This window comes from Amycolatopsis sp. NPDC034160 (assembly GCF_055575355.1).
The window spans coordinates 600,429-617,750 of record NZ_JBVISU010000003.1 but is presented as its reverse complement, the minus strand read 5'-3'; the positions used below and the strand labels follow the sequence as shown (position 1 = coordinate 617,750).

Annotated in this window: 19 protein-coding genes; 17 read left to right on the top strand and 2 right to left on the bottom strand. The window is 67.4% G+C overall.

Features of this window, described 5'->3' with window-relative positions; translation table 11 throughout:
* Window positions 1–152: 152 nt before the first annotated feature.
* From ACZ54P_RS11485 to ehuA, 6 genes are all read left to right on the top strand, one after another.
* Complete coding sequence (locus tag ACZ54P_RS11485) at window positions 153–731, top strand: hypothetical protein (protein WP_465461411.1); 579 nt, start codon at window positions 153–155, stop codon at window positions 729–731.
* Between the two features lie 114 nt (window positions 732–845).
* Complete coding sequence (locus ACZ54P_RS11480) at window positions 846–2,867, top strand: protein meaA (protein ID WP_465461410.1); 2,022 nt, start codon at window positions 846–848, stop codon at window positions 2,865–2,867.
* Window positions 2,868–2,984: 117 nt separating this feature from the next.
* Window positions 2,985–3,878, top strand: coding sequence for an ectoine/hydroxyectoine ABC transporter substrate-binding protein EhuB (gene ehuB / locus ACZ54P_RS11475; RefSeq protein WP_465461409.1), 894 nt, complete (start codon window positions 2,985–2,987; stop codon window positions 3,876–3,878).
* 13 nt (window positions 3,879–3,891) lie between these two features.
* The gene (ehuC, locus tag ACZ54P_RS11470; protein WP_465461408.1) at window positions 3,892–4,587 is read left to right on the top strand and encodes an ectoine/hydroxyectoine ABC transporter permease subunit EhuC; all 696 of its coding nucleotides are present in this window, start codon (window positions 3,892–3,894) and stop codon (window positions 4,585–4,587) included.
* Window positions 4,587–5,243, top strand: a complete 657-nt coding sequence (gene ehuD / locus ACZ54P_RS11465; protein ID WP_465461407.1) for an ectoine/hydroxyectoine ABC transporter permease subunit EhuD — start codon at window positions 4,587–4,589, stop codon at window positions 5,241–5,243. The genes ehuC and ehuD overlap by 1 nt, the downstream gene beginning before the upstream one ends.
* 7 nt (window positions 5,244–5,250) lie before the next feature.
* Entirely contained in the window at window positions 5,251–6,015 is a 765-nt protein-coding gene (gene ehuA, locus ACZ54P_RS11460) for an ectoine/hydroxyectoine ABC transporter ATP-binding protein EhuA (protein WP_465461463.1), read from the top strand.
* Here the strand turns inward: ehuA and ACZ54P_RS11455 are convergent.
* Window positions 6,012–6,572 (bottom strand): cysteine hydrolase family protein, encoded by a 561-nt coding sequence (locus tag ACZ54P_RS11455; protein WP_465461406.1) that lies wholly within the window; start codon window positions 6,570–6,572, stop codon window positions 6,012–6,014. The genes ehuA and ACZ54P_RS11455 overlap by 4 nt on opposite strands.
* 71 nt (window positions 6,573–6,643) lie before the next feature.
* Here ACZ54P_RS11455 and ACZ54P_RS11450 point away from each other — a divergent pair, with 71 nt between their 5' ends.
* Window positions 6,644–7,630, top strand: a complete 987-nt coding sequence (locus ACZ54P_RS11450; RefSeq protein WP_465461405.1) for a GlxA family transcriptional regulator — start codon at window positions 6,644–6,646, stop codon at window positions 7,628–7,630.
* Window positions 7,603–8,376: an enoyl-CoA hydratase-related protein gene (locus ACZ54P_RS11445; protein ID WP_465461404.1), complete on the top strand. Its 774-nt coding sequence runs from the start codon at window positions 7,603–7,605 to the stop codon at window positions 8,374–8,376. The genes ACZ54P_RS11450 and ACZ54P_RS11445 overlap by 28 nt, the downstream gene beginning before the upstream one ends.
* 82 nt (window positions 8,377–8,458) lie before the next feature.
* Here ACZ54P_RS11445 and ACZ54P_RS11440 read toward each other — a convergent pair whose 3' ends face one another.
* On the bottom strand, window positions 8,459–8,998 hold the full coding sequence (locus ACZ54P_RS11440; protein WP_465461403.1) for an NUDIX domain-containing protein: 540 nt from the start codon (window positions 8,996–8,998) through the stop codon (window positions 8,459–8,461).
* Window positions 8,999–9,035: 37 nt separating this feature from the next.
* Here ACZ54P_RS11440 and nucS point away from each other — a divergent pair, with 37 nt between their 5' ends.
* From nucS to dhaM, 9 genes are all read left to right on the top strand, one after another.
* Window positions 9,036–9,695, top strand: coding sequence for an endonuclease NucS (nucS, locus tag ACZ54P_RS11435; protein WP_465461402.1), 660 nt, complete (start codon window positions 9,036–9,038; stop codon window positions 9,693–9,695).
* A gap of 568 nt (window positions 9,696–10,263) precedes the next feature.
* Complete coding sequence (locus ACZ54P_RS11430) at window positions 10,264–10,758, top strand: hypothetical protein (protein WP_465461401.1); 495 nt, start codon at window positions 10,264–10,266, stop codon at window positions 10,756–10,758.
* A 9-nt stretch (window positions 10,759–10,767) separates the two neighbouring features.
* A complete protein-coding gene (locus ACZ54P_RS11425; protein ID WP_465461400.1) occupies window positions 10,768–11,544 on the top strand; it encodes a hypothetical protein in 777 nt (258 codons plus the stop codon).
* Window positions 11,545–11,759: 215 nt separating this feature from the next.
* Entirely contained in the window at window positions 11,760–13,457 is a 1,698-nt protein-coding gene (locus ACZ54P_RS11420) for a sodium:solute symporter family protein (protein WP_465461462.1), read from the top strand.
* Between the two features lie 10 nt (window positions 13,458–13,467).
* Window positions 13,468–13,734 carry a hypothetical protein gene (locus tag ACZ54P_RS11415; RefSeq protein ID WP_465461399.1) on the top strand — a complete coding sequence of 89 codons (267 nt, stop codon included), beginning with the start codon at window positions 13,468–13,470 and terminating at the stop codon, window positions 13,732–13,734.
* Between the two features lie 47 nt (window positions 13,735–13,781).
* Entirely contained in the window at window positions 13,782–14,780 is a 999-nt protein-coding gene (locus ACZ54P_RS11410) for a DUF3558 domain-containing protein (protein WP_465461398.1), read from the top strand.
* A 68-nt stretch (window positions 14,781–14,848) separates the two neighbouring features.
* Window positions 14,849–15,850, top strand: a complete 1,002-nt coding sequence (dhaK, locus tag ACZ54P_RS11405; RefSeq protein WP_465461397.1) for a dihydroxyacetone kinase subunit DhaK — start codon at window positions 14,849–14,851, stop codon at window positions 15,848–15,850.
* Between the two features lies 1 nt (window position 15,851).
* Complete coding sequence (gene dhaL, locus ACZ54P_RS11400) at window positions 15,852–16,493, top strand: dihydroxyacetone kinase subunit DhaL (RefSeq protein WP_465461396.1); 642 nt, start codon at window positions 15,852–15,854, stop codon at window positions 16,491–16,493.
* Entirely contained in the window at window positions 16,490–17,164 is a 675-nt protein-coding gene (dhaM, locus tag ACZ54P_RS11395; protein WP_465461395.1) for a dihydroxyacetone kinase phosphoryl donor subunit DhaM, read from the top strand. Before dhaL ends, dhaM begins: the two co-directional genes overlap by 4 nt.
* The last annotated feature ends 158 nt before the right edge of the window (window positions 17,165–17,322 follow it).

Genomic DNA, 17,322 nt, shown 5'->3' with positions numbered 1-17,322 from the left:
GTGAGTGGCGATTCGGGTTAGAACCCGAATCGCCACTCACGACCCACCTGTACCGACGGCCCAGCGGTCGCCCCGCTAGGTCCGTTCGGCCCGGAAGGGAACCGACGAACGGACACTGTCACCCGTGCGAGTCGCGGGTAGTGTGCTTTGGCATGCACGAGGGGCAGATCGACCTCCTTCCGGGGGAACGGGTCATCTGGGCCGGGCACCCGGTACGCAGGCCCCTCTTCAATCCCGGCGACTACTTCAACGTCCCGTTCGGTTTGCTCTGGCTGGGTGGCGTCACCGCGTTCTTCTTCTACCACCACGAAACAGCGTTCCACCTGATCGCGTGGTCCGTGCTCACCGTCGCGGGCGTCTTCCATCTCGTCGGCAGGCCGCTCATCCGCTACCTCCGGCTCGCCTCGACCACTTACGCGGTGACGGACGGCCGGGTCATCGCGACCAGTTCTCTGGTGCGCCGCAAAGACGAGTCCACGCCGCTGGCGGAGCTGGACGATCCCGTCATCACCCCGGGGCCCGGCAAGACCGGGACGATCACGTTCGGCAGGCTCGGCGTGCTGGCGTGGGCGTCGGCGAACTACGGCACCGGCCATGGCAAGGACCGGAAGGCCCCGGTCATCCTGGTCGGGGTCAGCGAGGTCGGCAAGGTGCGCGAGAAGCTGGCGAAAGCCGTCGAAGAGGCACGACAGCGCAATAGGCCCCCCGAGGACCACGCCGTCGGAGAATGACCCGACTGTGTTCGATTCAGCCACCGAGAATGACCCGACTGTGTGCAATACAACTGCGCGGCCGATGTTACCGGCCGGTACACTCGGTGGGTCGTCCAGCGCCGGAGGTGCACCGTGCCCTATCCCACGGATCGTGAACGGGACCGACCCTGGGTGATGCGGACCTACGCCGGTCACTCGTCCGCGGCCGCGTCCAACGAGCTTTACCGACGCAACCTCGCCAAGGGCCAGACGGGTCTCTCGGTCGCCTTCGATCTGCCGACACAGACCGGCTACGACCCGGATCACCAGCTCTCCAAGGGTGAGGTCGGCAAGGTCGGCGTCCCGATCTCGCATCTCGGGGACATGCGGCGGCTGTTCGACGGCATCCCGCTCGCCGAGGCGAACACGTCGATGACGATCAACGCGCCTGCCATGTGGCTGCTGGCGCTTTACGTCTCCGTGGCGCGCGAGCAAGCCGAAGCCGAGGGCCGCGACGTGGACGAGGTGCTGGCCAAGCTCACCGGCACCACGCAGAACGACATCATCAAGGAATACCTCTCCCGCGGCACCTACATCTTCCCGCCGGGCCCGAGCCTCCGCCTGATCACCGACATGATCGCGTGGACGGTGCGCCACGTCCCGAAGTGGAACCCGATCAACATCTGCAGCTACCACCTGCAGGAAGCCGGCGCGACGCCGACGCAAGAGGTCGCGTACGCGCTGTGCACCGCCATCGCCGTCCTCGACGCCGTCCGGGATTCCGGCCAGGTCGAACAGGCCGACATGGCCAAGGTGGTCGCGCGGATCTCCTTCTTCGTCAACGCCGGCGTGCGATTCGTCGAAGAGATGTCGAAGATGCGCGCGTTTACCGCGCTGTGGGACGAGATCACGCGGGATCGTTATGGTGTAACGGATCCCAAGGCGCGGCGGCTGCGCTATGGCGTCCAGGTCAACTCGCTGGGACTCACCGAGGCTCAGCCGGAGAACAACGTTCAGCGCATCGTGCTGGAAATGCTCGCGGTCTCGCTTTCCCGCGGCGCCAGGGCCCGCGCGATCCAGTTGCCTGCCTGGAACGAGGCGCTCGGCCTGCCCCGGCCGTGGGATCAGCAGTGGGCGCTGCGGATGCAGCAGGTGCTGGCGTTCGAAACCGACCTGCTGGAGTACGAGGACATCTTCGACGGCTCGCACGTCATCCAGGCCAAGGTCGACGAGATCATGGCGGGCGCGCGTGAGGAGATCGCGCGGGTGCAGGATCTCGGTGGCGCGGTCGCGGCCGTCGAGAGCGGCTACATGAAGTCGCAACTCGTCGCCTCTCTCGCCGAGTACCGGCGCGGTATGGAGAACGGCGAGCGGATCCTGGTCGGGGTCAACAAATTCGACACCACGGAGCCGTCTCCGCTGCAGGCCGAAGGTGCCAAGGCGATCGAAACGATCGACCCGGCCGTCGAGAAGCAGGCCGTCAGCGCGATCGAGGAATGGCGGGCACAGCGCGACAACGCGGCCGTCGAGTCTTCGCTGGAGAAGCTGAAGGCCATCGCGAAGACCTCGGAGAACCTGTTCGAGGCCACGATCGACTGCGCCCGCGCCGGGGTCACCACCGGCGAGTGGTCGGGGGCGCTGCGCGAGGTGTTCGGCGAATACCGCGCTCCCACCGGGGTTTCCGCGTCCGCGGCGGCGGGCGAGGGCAACGAGGAGATCCGCCGCGTCCGGGAGCGGGTCAAGGCGACGAGCACCGAGATCGGTGAGCGCCTGCGGATCCTGGTCGGCAAACCCGGTCTCGACGGACATTCCAACGGCGCCGAGCAGGTGGCCGTTCGGGCGCGCGACGTCGGTTTCGAGGTGGTGTATCAGGGCATCCGGCTCACCCCGGAACAGATCGTCGCGGCCGCCGTCCAGGAGGGCGTGCACGTGGTCGGGCTTTCGGTGCTGTCGGGTTCGCATCTCGAGGTCGTGCCGCAGGTCGTGGACGGGCTGCGGGCCGCAGGCGCGGGCGACATCCCGGTCATCGTCGGCGGCATCATCCCGCCCGACGACGAAAAACTTCTTCTGGAGCGCGGGATCGCGAGGGTGTTCACGCCCAAGGACTACGAACTCACCGACATCATGGACGGAATTGTCGGATTGGTGCGGGAGCGCCACGGCCTGAGCACATAAAGTCACCGTAAATCTCGGTCCCGTAACGGCCACCGGTGGGTGAGCCGCTCACATTGCCGGGGCAAAGGTACCCACCTACGTTTCGATTAAACCGATTAATCGAAAAGAGGTGCCGCTATGGTGCACGGCGAGTGGTCGAGGCGAGAGTTTTTCCGGCGGTCCGCGGTTCTGGGGGCGGTGACGATCGGCGGTCCGGTGCTGTTGTCCGCGTGCACGTCGACGTCTTCCGGGGACGCGTTGCAGGCGGCCAAGGAAGCGAAGAAGATCAAGATCGGAATCGCGAACGAAGCGCCCTACGGTTTCACGGACCAAAGCGGCAAGGTCACCGGCGAGGCGCCCGAAGTCGCCCGCGCCGTCTTCAAGGCCATGGGCATCGACAACGTCGAGGCCGAAGCGGTCTCCTTCGACCAGTTGATTCCCGCGCTCAACGCCAGGAAGTACGACGTCGTCGCGGCCGGGATGAACATCAAGAAGGAACGGTGCGACGCCGCGGCCTTCTCGATTCCCGACTACTCGGCACTGACGGCTTTGCTGGTGCCGAAGGGGAATCCGCAGCAGGTACTGAAGTTCGAGGACATCGCGGCGAAGAAGGTCAAGGTCGCCGTGCTCTCGGCCGCCGTGGAGAAGGGCTACGCCACCGACTCCGGCGTCGCCGAGGATCAGATCGTCACCCTCGATTCGCAGGACAACATGCTCCGCGCGGTCACCGACGGCCGGGTCTACTGTGCCGCGCTCACCGACATTTCCCTGAAGGACGTCCTCGCGAAGAGCCCGGGCGCCGCGGCGGAAGTGACTCCGGGATTCGACCCGATCAAGGACGGCAAGCCGGTCGTTTCCGCCGGTGCCTTCGTCTTCCGCAAGGACGACAACCCCCTGCGCGAGGCGTTCAACGCTGAACTCAAGAAGCTGCACGACAGTGGCGAATGGACCAGGATCGTGACGCCATTCGGCTTCTCGGCGGCCAATCTGCCGAAGGCCGACGTCACCACCGAGAAACTCTGCGCGGTGTAACGGGGCTGACGTCATGTCGTCGTCGGTATCGCACATCATCACGACCGTCCTCAGTGGACTGACAGCGACCTTCATCGCCGCGCTCGGCGGGATCGCGCTCACCGTGGTGCTCTCCCTGATCGCCGGGCTCGCGCTGAGATCGCCGTCCCGGGCGGTGCGGGGGATTTCCCGCGTGTACGTCGAGATCTTCCGTGGCACCTCGGAAGTCGTCCAGTTGTTCTGGCTGTACTTCGTGCTTCCGGTACTGGTCGGCCTGCAACTGGTGCCGATGTTCGCGGGGATCCTGGTGCTGGGACTCAACCACGGGGCCTACGGCGCGGAGATCGTCCGAGGCGCGGTGAACTCGGTCCCGCGCGCCCAGTTCGAAGGCGCCATCGCGCTCAACCTGACCCCCGCCCAGCGGATGCGGCGGGTGATCCTGCCGCAGGCGTTCGCGGAAATGCTGCCACCGTTCAACAATCTCTTCATCCAGTTGCTGAAGAGCACCGCCCTGCTGTCGTTCATCGGCGTTCCGGAGATGGCGCGTCAAGGTGAACTGCTGCGGCCGGTGTTCAGTGCCGAGATCGGCTGGATCTACGGTACCGAACTCGTGCTCTATCTGCTGCTCGCGCTCATGATCACCAGCGGGATGCGGCTGCTGGAACGGATCGCGGCGCGGCGCCTCGGCCGGGCTCCGGCCAAGATGACGGCCACCGCGGGAGGTGTGTGATGGACTGGAGCTGGGAAGCGGCGTTCGATTCGATTCCCCTGCTGCTGGAAGGGCTGCTCGTCACCGTCGAGATCACCCTGCTCGCCTCCGTCGTCGCCTACGCGCTCGGACTGGTGTTCGCGCTGATCCGCCGGACGGGGATTCCCGTGCTGTCACAAGCGGTCCGGCTGTTCATCGAGTTCGTCCGCAGCACCCCGTTGCTGATCCAGGTGTTCGCGATCTTCTATGTCGTGCCACCGTTGACGGGGTTCACCATGTCGCCGTTCGTCACCGGCGTCGTGGCACTCGGCGTGCACTACGCGACTTACGCCGCCGAGGTCTACCGTGCCGGTATCGAAGCCGTCCCGAAAGGACAGTGGGAGGCCGCGACCGCGCTGAATCTGCCGAGGACGCGCATGTGGACCGCGGTCGTGCTCCCGCAAGCGGTCCCACGGGTGCTGCCCGCGCTCGGCAACTACACGATCTCGATGTTCAAGGAAACCCCCTTGCTGCTGGCGATCGGCGTGGTCGACGTCCTGGCGAGGGCGAAGGAGGTCGGCGCCGACACGTTCCGCGTCATCGAGCCCTACACCCTGGCCGGGGTGCTGTTCCTGCTGGTGAGCCTGCCGGCTTCGATTTTGGTGAGAAGGTTGGAGCGACGTGCCGCCCACAGTTGATTCCCCGATGATCCGGTTCTCGCAGGTGGTCAAGTCCTACGGCGACCACGTGGTGCTGCGGGACCTCGATTTCACCGTAGCGCCAGGGGAGTTCGTCTCGCTGATCGGGCCGAGCGGGTCCGGGAAGACGACGATCCTGCGCTTGCTGATGACCTTGGAGAAGGTCGACGGCGGCACCATCGAGGTCTGCGGTGACTACCTCAGCCACATGAGGCGCGGCGAGAAACTGGTGCCCGCCGACGAGAAGTACCTGAGGGCCGTGCGCAAGCGGATCGGCATGGTGTTCCAGCAGTTCAACCTCTTCCCCAACATGAACGTGCTGCGCAACATCACCGAGGCGCCGATCCACTCGCTCGGCGTTTCCCGGGACGAGGCCGAGGCGCGAGCCGTCGCACTGCTGGAAATGGTGGGGCTCACGGACAAGAAGGACGCGCATCCCACGCGGCTTTCCGGCGGCCAGCAGCAGCGCGTCGCGATCGCCCGCGCGCTCGCGATGCGGCCGGACGTGCTGCTGCTGGACGAGGTCACCTCCGCGCTGGACCCCGAACTCGTCGCCGACGTGTTGCACGTGCTGCGCGAGATCGCGGCGTCGACGGACATCACGATCCTCTGTGTCACGCACGAAATGCAGTTCGCGCGGGACGTTTCGGATCGGGTGATGATGTTCGACCAGGGGCAGGTGCTGGAGGACGCCACGCCGGAGAAACTGTTCAACGATCCCGATCACGATCGGACGCGGCGGTTCCTCAAGGCGGTCATCGACCGCGCCTAAAGCGCGCTCAGGATCTCCTTCGTCGAGGTGACCGTGGCGAACCCGCCGCCGTGCAGGTTCGTCGCGGTCGCCTTGGCCAGTTCGTCGGCGGTCAGGACGCTCCCGTCCGGCCCGGCGAGGTCGAAGGTGAAGGTGGCGTCGAGCGCGAAAGTCACGTCGTAGCCGAGGTTCCCGCCGACGCGCGCGGTGGTCTCGCAGCAGAAGTTCGTCTGGATGCCGGCGAGCACGAACGAGGTGATGCCGCGCGTCTTCAGCCACCCGTCGAGGTCGATGTCGCCGTGGAAGGCCGAGTTGACCTTCTTGCCGAACACGAGATCCGCGCGAACGCCGTCGAGTTCGGGCTTGAAGTGGTTGCCCTCCTGGCCGGGCCGCAGCGACGACCCGGGTTTCACGGAGTCGTGATGCACCAGCACGATCGGCAGCCCTCGTTCCTGCCAGGCGTCGACGAGCGCCTTGATGTTGGCTTCCGCGCCGGGGTTGTTGCGCGGTCCCCAGACCGGCTCGTCGAAGCCGCGTTGGACGTCGATCACGAGCAGGGCCTTGTTTTCAGTGGTCATGGCTTCGAGTTTCGTGCCTGCGGCGACCGGCGGGGAGCGGCAGAAGACGCGCGATACGGTACTTTTCTGCCATGCGAACCGTGGGTGTGCTCCTGCTGCCGGGCAGCCGGTCCTTCGACCTGGGCGTGATCGGCGAGGTCTGGGGCGTGGACCGGACCGACAGCGGTATCGGCCCCTTCGAGGTCCGGCTGTGTTCGCCGAGCCGCGCGGCGGTCTCCACTCACCCGTTCGGCCGGATCGGGGCGACCCATGGGCTGAGCGGGCTCGACGGCTGTGACCTCGTCCTCGTACCCGGCCGGGTCGATCCGCACGCCGAGGTTCCCGCGGCCGTCATCGCCGCGCTGCGCAAGGCGCACCGGAACGGGATCACCGTGGCATCGTTGTGTTCCGGGGCCTTCACCCTGGCCGCGGCCGGGCTGCTCGACGGCCGATCGGTCACGACGCACTGGCGGCTGCTGGACGACCTCGAAACCGCCGCTCGCGACGCCGTCGTCCAGCGTGACGTCCTGTTCACCGACGATGGCGATGTCCTGACCTCCGCCGGGGTCGTCGGCGGGCTGGACCTCTGCCTGCACCTGGTGCGACGGGAGCACGGCGCCGAGGTCGCGGCCGCGCTCGCCCGGCGGCTGGTGATGCCGCCCGCGAGGGAGGGCGGCCAGCGGCAGTATGTCGACAACCCGTTGCCACCCAAGCCGTCGCGGCCGAGTGTGTCGTCCACAATGGACTGGGCGCTCGAGCGGATCGCCGACGACATCGGCGTCGACGACCTCGTCGGGCACGCCGGGCTGAGCGAGCGGACCTTCCACCGCGAGTTCGCGGCGGCCACCGGCGTCACACCGGGACGCTGGCTGCGCGCGCAACGGGTCCGGCTCGCCCGGCGGCTGCTGGAGACGACCGAACTCCCGGTCGAGCGGGTCGCGCAGCGGTCCGGCCTCGGCACCGCCGCCAACCTGCGGCGACGGTTGCGGGCCGACCTCGGCGTCGGCCCCGATTCGTATCGCCGGACGTTCCGGTCGGTTACCGTCGAAGCATGGCCGAGTACGAGCACATCCTCGTGAAGCGGGACGGCGACACCGTCACCATCACCATGAACCGCGCCGCGCGGCGGAACTCGCTGTCGGCGGACCACCTCGCCGAACTGCTCGCGGCGTTCCGCGAGACCGGGGAGACCGACGCCACCGGCATCGTCCTGGCGGGCGCCGGGCCGGTGTTCTCGGCGGGACACGACTTCGGCGACGTCGCCGCGCGCGACCTGATGGGCGTGCGCGAGCTGCTGCGGCTGTGCACGGACCTGATGGGCACGATGCAGTCGGTGCCGCAGGTCGTCGTCGCGCGGGTGCACGGCCTCGCGACCGCCGCCGGCTGCCAGCTGGTGGCCTCGTGCGATCTCGCCGTCGCCGCCGAATCCGCCGGGTTCGCCCTGCCGGGTGGCAAGGGCGGCTGGTTCTGCCACACCCCCGCGGTGCCGGTGGCCCGCTCGATCGGGCGGAAACGACTGATGGAACTGGCACTCACCGGCGACGTCGTCGACGCGGCGACCGCGCTGGACTGGGGCCTGGTGAACCGCGTCGTCCCGGACGACTCGCTGGACGAAGCCGTCGCTTCCTTGCTGGAGCGCGCGACGCGGGGCAGCCGGGCGAGCAAGGCCATGGGGAAGCAGACGCTTTACGCACAGCTGGACCGGCCCGAGGCCGACGCCTACGCGCTGGCGCTGGAAGTGATGGCGTCGGCGTCACAGCTACCCGGGGCGCGTGAGGGCATGGCGGCGTTCCTGGAGAAGCGCTCCCCGGTCTGGCCGGACTGAGGGCCCCTCACATGAGATGAAGGACGCTTTAATAGCGAATTTCGCAAGGAAAGCGTCCTTCATTTCACACGCGTGAGCAGGATCAGGAGCGCTCGCGCAGCAGCAGGAGCGTGTAGGCGGCCAGCGTCTGCGCGTCGGTGATGTCACCCGAAGCGATCATCTTTTCGAACTCGTCACGCTCGAACCACGCCGTCCGCATGTCCTGCTCCTCGACCTCACGCTGGGCTTCACCCTGCGTGAGATCCGTGGCGAGGAACACGCGACCGCGCTGGCTCGATATCCCGGAGGCGACGTCGGTATGGCCGAGATCGGTCATCGACCTGGCTGACAGCCCGGTCTCCTCGCGCAGTTCGCGAGCGGCGAGTTCGAGCGGTGGGACGTCGGCGAGCTCGGGGGCGGTGCCCATGGGGAACTCCCAGCGTCGCCCGCCCAGGGGATAGCGGAACTGCTCGACCAGGTGAAACCTGGCGCCGTCGAACGGGATCACCACGGCGCAGGTGGGTTTGTCGACGACGGCGTAGATCCCCTCGGAACCATCGGCTCGCCTGATGGCGTCTTCGCGCACGGTCATCCACTTGTTCCGGTACACCTCACGCGAGCTGACACGCTGAATGGGGTCCATGCGACCAGTATGGCGACGCTTGTCCTACCCTCGCGGGGTGCGCCTAGTGATCGCTCGTTGCCAGGTCGACTACGCCGGCCGTCTGACCGCCCATCTGCCGATGGCCACGCGGCTGCTGCTGGTGAAGGCCGACGGTTCGGTGTCCGTGCACTCGGACGACCGTGCCTACAAGCCGCTGAACTGGATGAGCCCGCCTTGCTGGCTGATCGAGGACGGCAAGCTGTGGATCGTCGAGAACAAGCAGGGGGAGAAGCTCGTCATCACGATCGACGAGATCTTCCACGACCACGCCCAGGAACTCGGCGCGGAACCGGGCCTGCAGAAGGACGGCGTCGAGGCGCACCTGCAGGAACTGCTCGCCGAGCACATCAAGACCCTCGGTGAGGGCTACACCCTGGTCCGGCGGGAGTTCCCGACCGCGATCGGGCCGGTCGACATCATGGCGCGTGACTCCTCGGGTGCCAGTGTCGCCGTGGAGATCAAACGGCGTGGTGAGATCGACGGCGTCGAGCAGCTGACGCGGTACCTCGAGCTGCTCAACCGCGACCCGCTGCTGGCGCCGGTGCAGGGCGTCTTCGCGGCGCAGATCATCAAGCCGCAGGCGCGAGTGCTGGCCGAGGACCGGGGGATCCGGTGCCTCACGCTGGACTACGACGCGCTGCGCGGCATCGAGTCGGACGAGTTCCGCCTCTTCTGACGCCCTCCGACCCACGCGTTCAGTCCTCTGGATGCGGTAGTTGCACGCGCAAGTACCGCATCCAGAGGACTAATTGCGGGGTTAGTCAACCGTGTAGTACTCAACCTGTCCTGCGAAGGGCTTCTTTGCTGTTTCTAGGCAAGGCAGGTGCCTTCACCGCGTGGTGCCGGAGTAGCTGGCGACCGGTACCGAGCGCGTGGTCGTGAGTGGTAATGACGGTTAGAACCCGAATCGCCACTCACGACCAGCCCAGCCCACCCTTCACCCGCAGCCTCAAGCCACGGACACGCCGTCTTTGGGTTGCCAGGGCTCGACGGCATGACGGCGGGGCGTTGAAAGGCCGATATCCAATCGAGTCCTTGAATCGGTATCTGCATTCTTTCGGACGCCACGAAATGCCCGAAAGGGCGCGAGAAATTAACGAACTCGAATCGGTTCGCAAAAGAACCAGCTATTTCTGAGTCATTCGGGTGAACGCCGGAATCCTCGGTCTCGCGCTGTGTCACACTCGATTTCCGCGAGGGGAACCGCCGAAATTCGGTGGCCGCGGGGTGCGGGGGTGATGGACATGGCTGATTCTCCGAAGCGCGTCGATCTGGTGCTGGAGTGGCGCGAAGCCGGTTACTCGTTCCCCCGGATCGCCGGGGCGAGCGCGGGCGCGATCGTCGCGACGCTCCAGGACCAGTCCCGGCTCGACAAGGTCACCGGCCAGATCGGCGACGGCGTCGATCTGCCCCTGCACGACGGGATGCGCACCGGTGATCTCGCCATCGACGGTGGCCCGCTGTCGGACTTCCCGATCACCGTCTTCGACCGGACCGACTCGAAACCCGCGCACTGGCCGACCTGGGGCGTGAAGCTTTCCGGGGAACCGGTCGGCGGCCGGGACAAACCGGTGAAGAGTGCGTTGCGGATCGCCATCAGTTCGCTCGAAACCCCGATGTCGGACTGGAATCGTTACCGCTTGGACGAGGAAAGTGTGAACCGGCGGACGGTGCCGGTTTCTGAAAAAGATCGTGCCGCAGTGAACTCGCCGGCGGTATTCCGGTGGGATGAGGGATAGGAGGATCCCATGCGTTATCGCCCGATCGGCAGCGAACCGGCGGATGATCGCCTCGGCCGGTTCATCCCGGACGACTGGCGTCACGTCGAGCGCTATCCGCTGACCGCGCTGGCCACCGAGGACCGGCCCACCCGGTCACCGGTCGTCATCGGTGTCAACTGGTACAAGGAATTCGACGTGCCGGAAAAGGACGAGAAGTCCGGCGAGTTCTTCGTCGCGAAGGGCGGCGCGAAATCGCTCACCCGGATCCGCGGCGGGCACTGCGTCTGCCTCGAACCCGGCGAATCGACCGACGGCGAGACCCAGTACGCCTTCTACGACCAGGGCAGTGAGGGTGCCTGCGTCGGATTCGGCTGGTCGCGCTGCATGACGATGTTCAACAATGAGCTCTACGCCGCCCGCTGGCTGTGGGATCAGTCGAAGCTGCGCGACGAATGGGGCGAGACCAACCCGGGCGACAACAACGGCACGTCCGTCCGCGCGGCGGCCGAGGTACTGGTCGAACTGGGGCACGTCCCGTGGTCGGAGAGCTACGCCGACGACGACCACGTCAAGAGGGCCGCCTACACGCCCGACGTGAAGAACGGCATCCAGGTCTTCCGCTGGGCGAAGACCGTCGACGAGGTGCACGAGGTGCTGGGCAACCCGCGCGCCGACGAACTCGGCGCGGTCCCGTTCCTCAACTCTTGGGGCCCGGGCTACCCGCATCGCACGTACCTGCCGGACGACGTCCTCGCCCGGTTGATCAAGGAGGACGGCGAAGTCGGCCTGCCGACGGACCGGTAAACCCCCACCGGTCACGGGGAAGGGCCGTTCCAGGCGGAAGCCGGAGCGGCCCTTTCGCCTGTGACAGGACAGGAATTGTCAAAAACTGCCCGTTCGGACACGTCCGAGCAGACCTCGCCGACCCGCGCTGCCGTTCCTGAATCCATGCAGTATGGTCCGCGATTGACGCGTTACCGGCGTTTCTCGTGGACATTTTCACTATGGAGGTGGGTCGGTTGCACGTGCTGGCCGATGCGAACCTGCGGCTGGACGCAAGTCCTATCGACTACGTCCTGCTCGCCTTCTATTTCGCACTGGTACTCGGCATCGGGTACATGGCGCGGAGGTCGGTCTCGAGCAGCCTGGACTTCTTCCTCTCCGGCCGCTCACTGCCCGCTTGGGTCACCGGCCTCGCCTTCATCTCGGCGAACCTCGGTGCGGTCGAGATCATGGGCATGTCGGCCAACGGCGTGCTCTACGGTCTGCCGACCGTTCATTACTTCTGGATCGGCGCGATCCCGGCGATGCTGTTCCTCGGCATCGTGATGATGCCGTTCTATTACGGCTCGAAGGTCCGAAGTGTCCCGGAGTTCATGCTCCGCCGGTTCGGCAAACCCGCGCACCTGGTCAACGGCATCAGCTTCGCGAGCGCGCAGATCCTCATCGCGGGCGCGAACCTGTTCCTGCTCGCCAGCGTGGTGAACCTCCTGCTCGGCTGGCCGCTGTGGGTGTCGATCATCGTCGCGGCCGCGGTCGTGCTCTCCTACACCGCGCTCGGCGGCCTTTCCGCCGCGATCTACAACGAGGTCCTGCAGTTCTTCGTGATCGTCGCGGCGCTGCTGCCGCTGACCATCGTCGGCCTGGTGAAGGTCGGCGGCTGGCAGGGCCTGGTCGACAAGGTCACCGCGAGCCCCGGCGGCGAGGCGCAGCTGCACTCGTGGCCCGGTGACAACCTCACCGGCTTCGGCAACAGCTTCCTTTCGGTCCTCGGCCTCGTGTTCGGCCTCGGCTTCGTGCTGTCCTTCGGTTACTGGACCACGAACTTCGTCGAGGTCCAGCGCGCCATGGCGTCGAAGAGCATGTCGGCCGCGCGACGGACGCCGATCATCGGCGCGTTCCCGAAGATGCTGATCCCGTTCATCGTGATCATCCCCGGCATGATCGCCGCCGTCACCGTGTCCGAGTACGTCCAGGACAAGCAGATCCTGCTCGAAGGCGGCGAGGCGCCCAGCGGCGTCACCGCGAACAACGCGATCCTGCTGCTGATGCGCGACCTGCTGCCCAACGGCATGCTCGGGGTCGCGCTCGCCGGTCTGCTCGCGTCCTTCATGGCCGGTATGGCCGCGAACCTGAGTTCGTTCAACACCGTGTTCACCTACGACATCTGGCAGTCGTACGTGAAGAAGAACGAGTCGGACGGCTACTACCTCCGTCTCGGCCGCATGGTCACCGCCATCGGCACCGTGCTCGCGATCGGGACGGCGTTCATCGCGTCGAACTCCGGGAACATCCTGACCTACCTGCAGGACCTGTTCTCCTTCTTCAACGCACCGCTGTTCGCCACCTTCATCCTCGGCATGTTCTGGAAGCGGATGACGCCGACGGCGGGCTGGGTCGGCCTGGTGTCCGGTACCGCGTCCGCGATCACGGTGTGGCTGCTGTCGCAGGCCGGGGTACTCGGACTCACCGGGCAGGGCATCAGCTTCGTGGCGGCCGGGACGGCGTTCGTCGTCGACATCGCGGTCAGCGTCGGGGTCTCGCTCGCGACCACGCCGAAGCCGGAGGCCCAGTTGGTCGGCCTCGTCTACTCCCTCACCCCGAAGGAGTCGCTGAAGCACGACGAAACCGGCGACGACGCGGGCTGGTACCGCAAGCCGGGCCTGCTCGCCGGCATCGTGCTGATCCTGACCATCGCGCTCAACATCATCTTCTAGGAGGCCGGAGATGGCTGCTTCCCAAGCTCCCAAGAAGGCCGGCGTCTTCGACATCCGGCTGATCATCGCCCTGCTCATCGGCGGCTACGGCCTGGTGCTCACGATCATGGGCATCTGGTTCACCACCGCCGAGGAGCGCGCCAAGGCCGCCGACGTCAACATCAACCTGTGGGCCGGCATCGGCATGCTGGTGTTCGCGGCGCTGTTCATGCTGTGGGCGAAGCTGCGGCCCATCGTGGTGCCGCCCACACCGGAAACCGGCGAGGGCGGCGAATAGCCGGGTTGTCCGGACAGCGGCGAGGCGGTCCGGCTACCGTGCACGTCGTGCTGCTCAACGCTCGACGTCGCCGGATCGCGTCCGCGCTGGCCCTGGTCGCCGCGCTCGGCGCGCTGTCGGCCTGCGGTCAGAACCTCGGCAAGTCCAACTTCGCCCGTACCACCGTCGCCGCCGAAGCCGGTTCCGGCGGCGAGGTCCCGAGCGGGGACATCAACGATCCGGCGGTCACCCCTGCGGTGATGCGCACGATCGACCCGTGCCCGCTGGTGAGCAAGGACGTGCTGAGCAGTCTCGGCACCCCGGAGGACCCGCGGCCGTCGTCGACCTCGTTCGGCTCCTGCCGGACGAGGCTGACCGACGCCGGGGGCAAGCAGCTCTCGGTCAGCGTCGAAATCGGCGCGTCGACCTATGTCTCCAGCCAAGGCGCGACGGTGACGTCGGTCGAGGGCCTTCCACAGGTCGAGCGGAAGAGCAAGGACGGCAAGAGCTGCGAGGTCGGCGTCATGACGCTGCGCAAGCCGGAGCGCGGGGTCGGCTTCTCGGTCACCTACGACGGGGGTGACCCGTGCGCGGCCGCTCGCGCCGTGGCCGCGAAGGGCGTGAAGAGCCTGCACTCGTCGCCCGCGAAGTACCCCTCCAGCCCGGGCACGCTGACCGCCGTCGATCCGTGCGCGGTCGCCGACCCCGCCGTTCTCGGCGAAGTCGTGCCGCATGGCGCCACCGCGCTGACCAGCTTCCACAGCTGCGACTGGACCCCGGGCTCCAACCCGCGGATCTCCATCGGCTTCCGCACCGGCCTGCCGCCGGAGGAGCGCGACGGGACCAAGAAGGTCGAGATCGACGGTGTCGCCGTCTACCAGAAGGTCGGCACCGGCAGCAGCGCCGAGTGCAAGATCGAGTGGCGGCACAAGGCATGGGTCGACGAAGACGTCGAGATCGTCGGCGTGATCTACAAGAACTACGACGAGAAGAAGGACGAAGCGGCGTCCTGTGAGAAGGCCGCCAAGGTCGCCAAATCGGTGCTCTCCAAGCTGCCGAAGCCCTAGCCCTGGCGGCATCCGGCCGCGGGCGGTAGGAAGGGGACACCCCACCCGCCGACGTGTCGGAGGCCACCTTGAAGAAGATCATCAACGACCCGAAGACGGTGGTCGCGGAATCCTTGCGCGGACTCGCCGCGGCGCACGCGGACGTCCTGCGCGTGGCGGACGATCCCGCGATCGTGGTGCGCGTGGACGCACCCGTGGCGAGCAGGGTCGCGGTGATCTCGGGCGGCGGTTCCGGGCACGAACCCCTGCACGGCGGCTTCGTCGGGCAGGGCATGCTGACCGCCGCCGTCCCCGGCGCGGTGTTCACCTCCCCGACGCCGGACGCGGTCGAGGCCGCGGTCAAGGCCACCACCGGGGACGCGGGCGCCCTGCTGATCGTGAAGAACTACACCGGGGACGTGCTCAACTTCGAGACCGCCGCGGAACTCGCCGCCGCCGAGGGGCTGGATGTGCGCAGCGTGGTCATCGACGACGACGTCGCGGTCAAGGACTCGACCTACACCGCCGGTCGCCGCGGTGTCGGCGGAACGGTGCTGCTGGAGAAGATCACCGGCGCCGCCGCCGAACGCGGAGATTCGCTCGACGCGGTGGAGGCCTTGGCGCGCAAGGTGGTCGGCCAGGTCCGGACGATCGGTGTCGCGCTCACCGCGCCGACCGTGCCGCACGCGGGCGACCCCAGTTTCGACCTCGCCGAAGACGAAATCGAGTTCGGCATCGGGATCCACGGCGAACCCGGTATCGAGCGGACGGCCGTGGTGACGGCCGACGAACTTGTCGCGCGCATGGTCGAAGCGGTGGTGACGGACCTGCCGTTCACCGAGGGCGACAAGGTCCTGCTGTTCACGAACTCGATGGGCGGCACCCCGCTGGTCGAGCTGTATCTGGCGCACGGGATCGCCGAGCGGCTGCTGGCCGAGCGTGGGATCGTGGTCGAACGGCGCCTGGTGGGGCCGTACATCACCAGTCTCGAGATGCAGGGGATGAGCCTGACTTTGCTGAAACTGGACGACGAGCTGACCGAGTTGTGGGACGCGCCGGTGAACACCCCGGCACTGAGGTGGGGAGTCTGAGATGAGGGGTGCGAAAGGTGAGTCCTGCACCGCCGAGACGCTCGCCGCCGCCTTGCGGGCGGCGGCCGCGGTGATCGCCGAGCATCGGGTCGAACTGATCGACCTCGACCGTGCCATCGGCGACGCCGACCACGGCGAGAACATGGATCGGGGGTTCACCGCGATCGTGTCGGCTTTGGACACCGCGACACCCGAAACCCCGGCCGCGGTCGCGAAACTCGCTGCCACGACGTTGATCTCGAAGGTCGGCGGGGCCGCGGGCCCGCTGTACGGCACGGCTTTCCTGCGCGCGTCGGTCAAACTGGGCGACGCGGCCGAAGTGGACGGCCCGCTGCTCGTCGAAGCACTACGCGCGGCGCTCGAAGGGGTGCAGGCGCGTGGCAAGGCCGTCGGAGGAGACGCGACCATGGTCGACGCGCTGATCCCCGCCGTGTCCGCCGCCGAGGAGGCCGTCGATTCGGCTGTCGCGGACATCCTGACCGCGGCGGCCGACGCCGCCGACAAGGGCGCCGAGTCCACTGTGGACCTCGTGCCGCGCAAGGGGCGCGCGTCCTACCTCGGCGAGCGCGCGAAGGGGCACATGGATCCCGGCGCCCGTTCGACGGCGCTGCTGCTGCGCGCGTTCGCGGAGGCCGCCAAGTGAGCGTCGGAATCGTGTTGGTCTCCCACAGCGCCAAACTCGCCGAAGGGCTCGCCGAACTCGCCGCGCAGATGGCACCGGACGTCACCATCGCGGCGGCGGGCGGTTTGGCCGAAGGCGGGATCGGAACGGATTACGACGAGGTCGTCGCGGCGACGCAGCGTGCCGACGCCGGCGCGGGTGTCGTCCTGCTGTACGACCTCGGCAGTGCGCAGATGACCGCGGAACTGGCGGTCGAATCGCTCGCCGACCCCTCGGCCGCGGTCGTCGTGGACGCGCCGCTCGTCGAGGGCGCGATCGCCGCCGCTGTCGCCGCGCAGGGCGGTGCGGACCGCAAGGCCGTCGCCGAAGCCGCCGCGTTGGCGGGCGCCCCGCCGGATCTGGCGCTCGACAGTGGCGTGCAGGACGGTGAGAGCAGTGTCGAACTCACGCTGCGGAACGACGTCGGGCTGCACGCGCGGCCCGCCGCGGTCCTGGTCCGGAGCATCGCGGGGCTGGACGCCGAGGTCACCGTGCGGCTCGGCGAGGAGACCGCGGACGCCAACAGCGTGCTCGCGTTGATGGCCCTCGGCGCCCGTCAGGGCGACCGGATCGAGGTTCGCGCGCGGGGAGCGCAGGCCGAAGAAGCGCTCACCAAGGTCAAAGACCTCGTCGACCAGAACTTCGGCGAGTGAGCTGAGGGTCTCGTGCGGCGGGGGACTCCGCCTCACCGCCCGACGCCAGGAAAGGCTCTTTCCTTGCGAAATTTGCCAGGAAAGAGCCTTTCCTCGCACGGGCGGCCATGAAAGGCCCCTTCCTCCGCGTCGCATGCAGGTGGAAAAGTCCCCGCTGG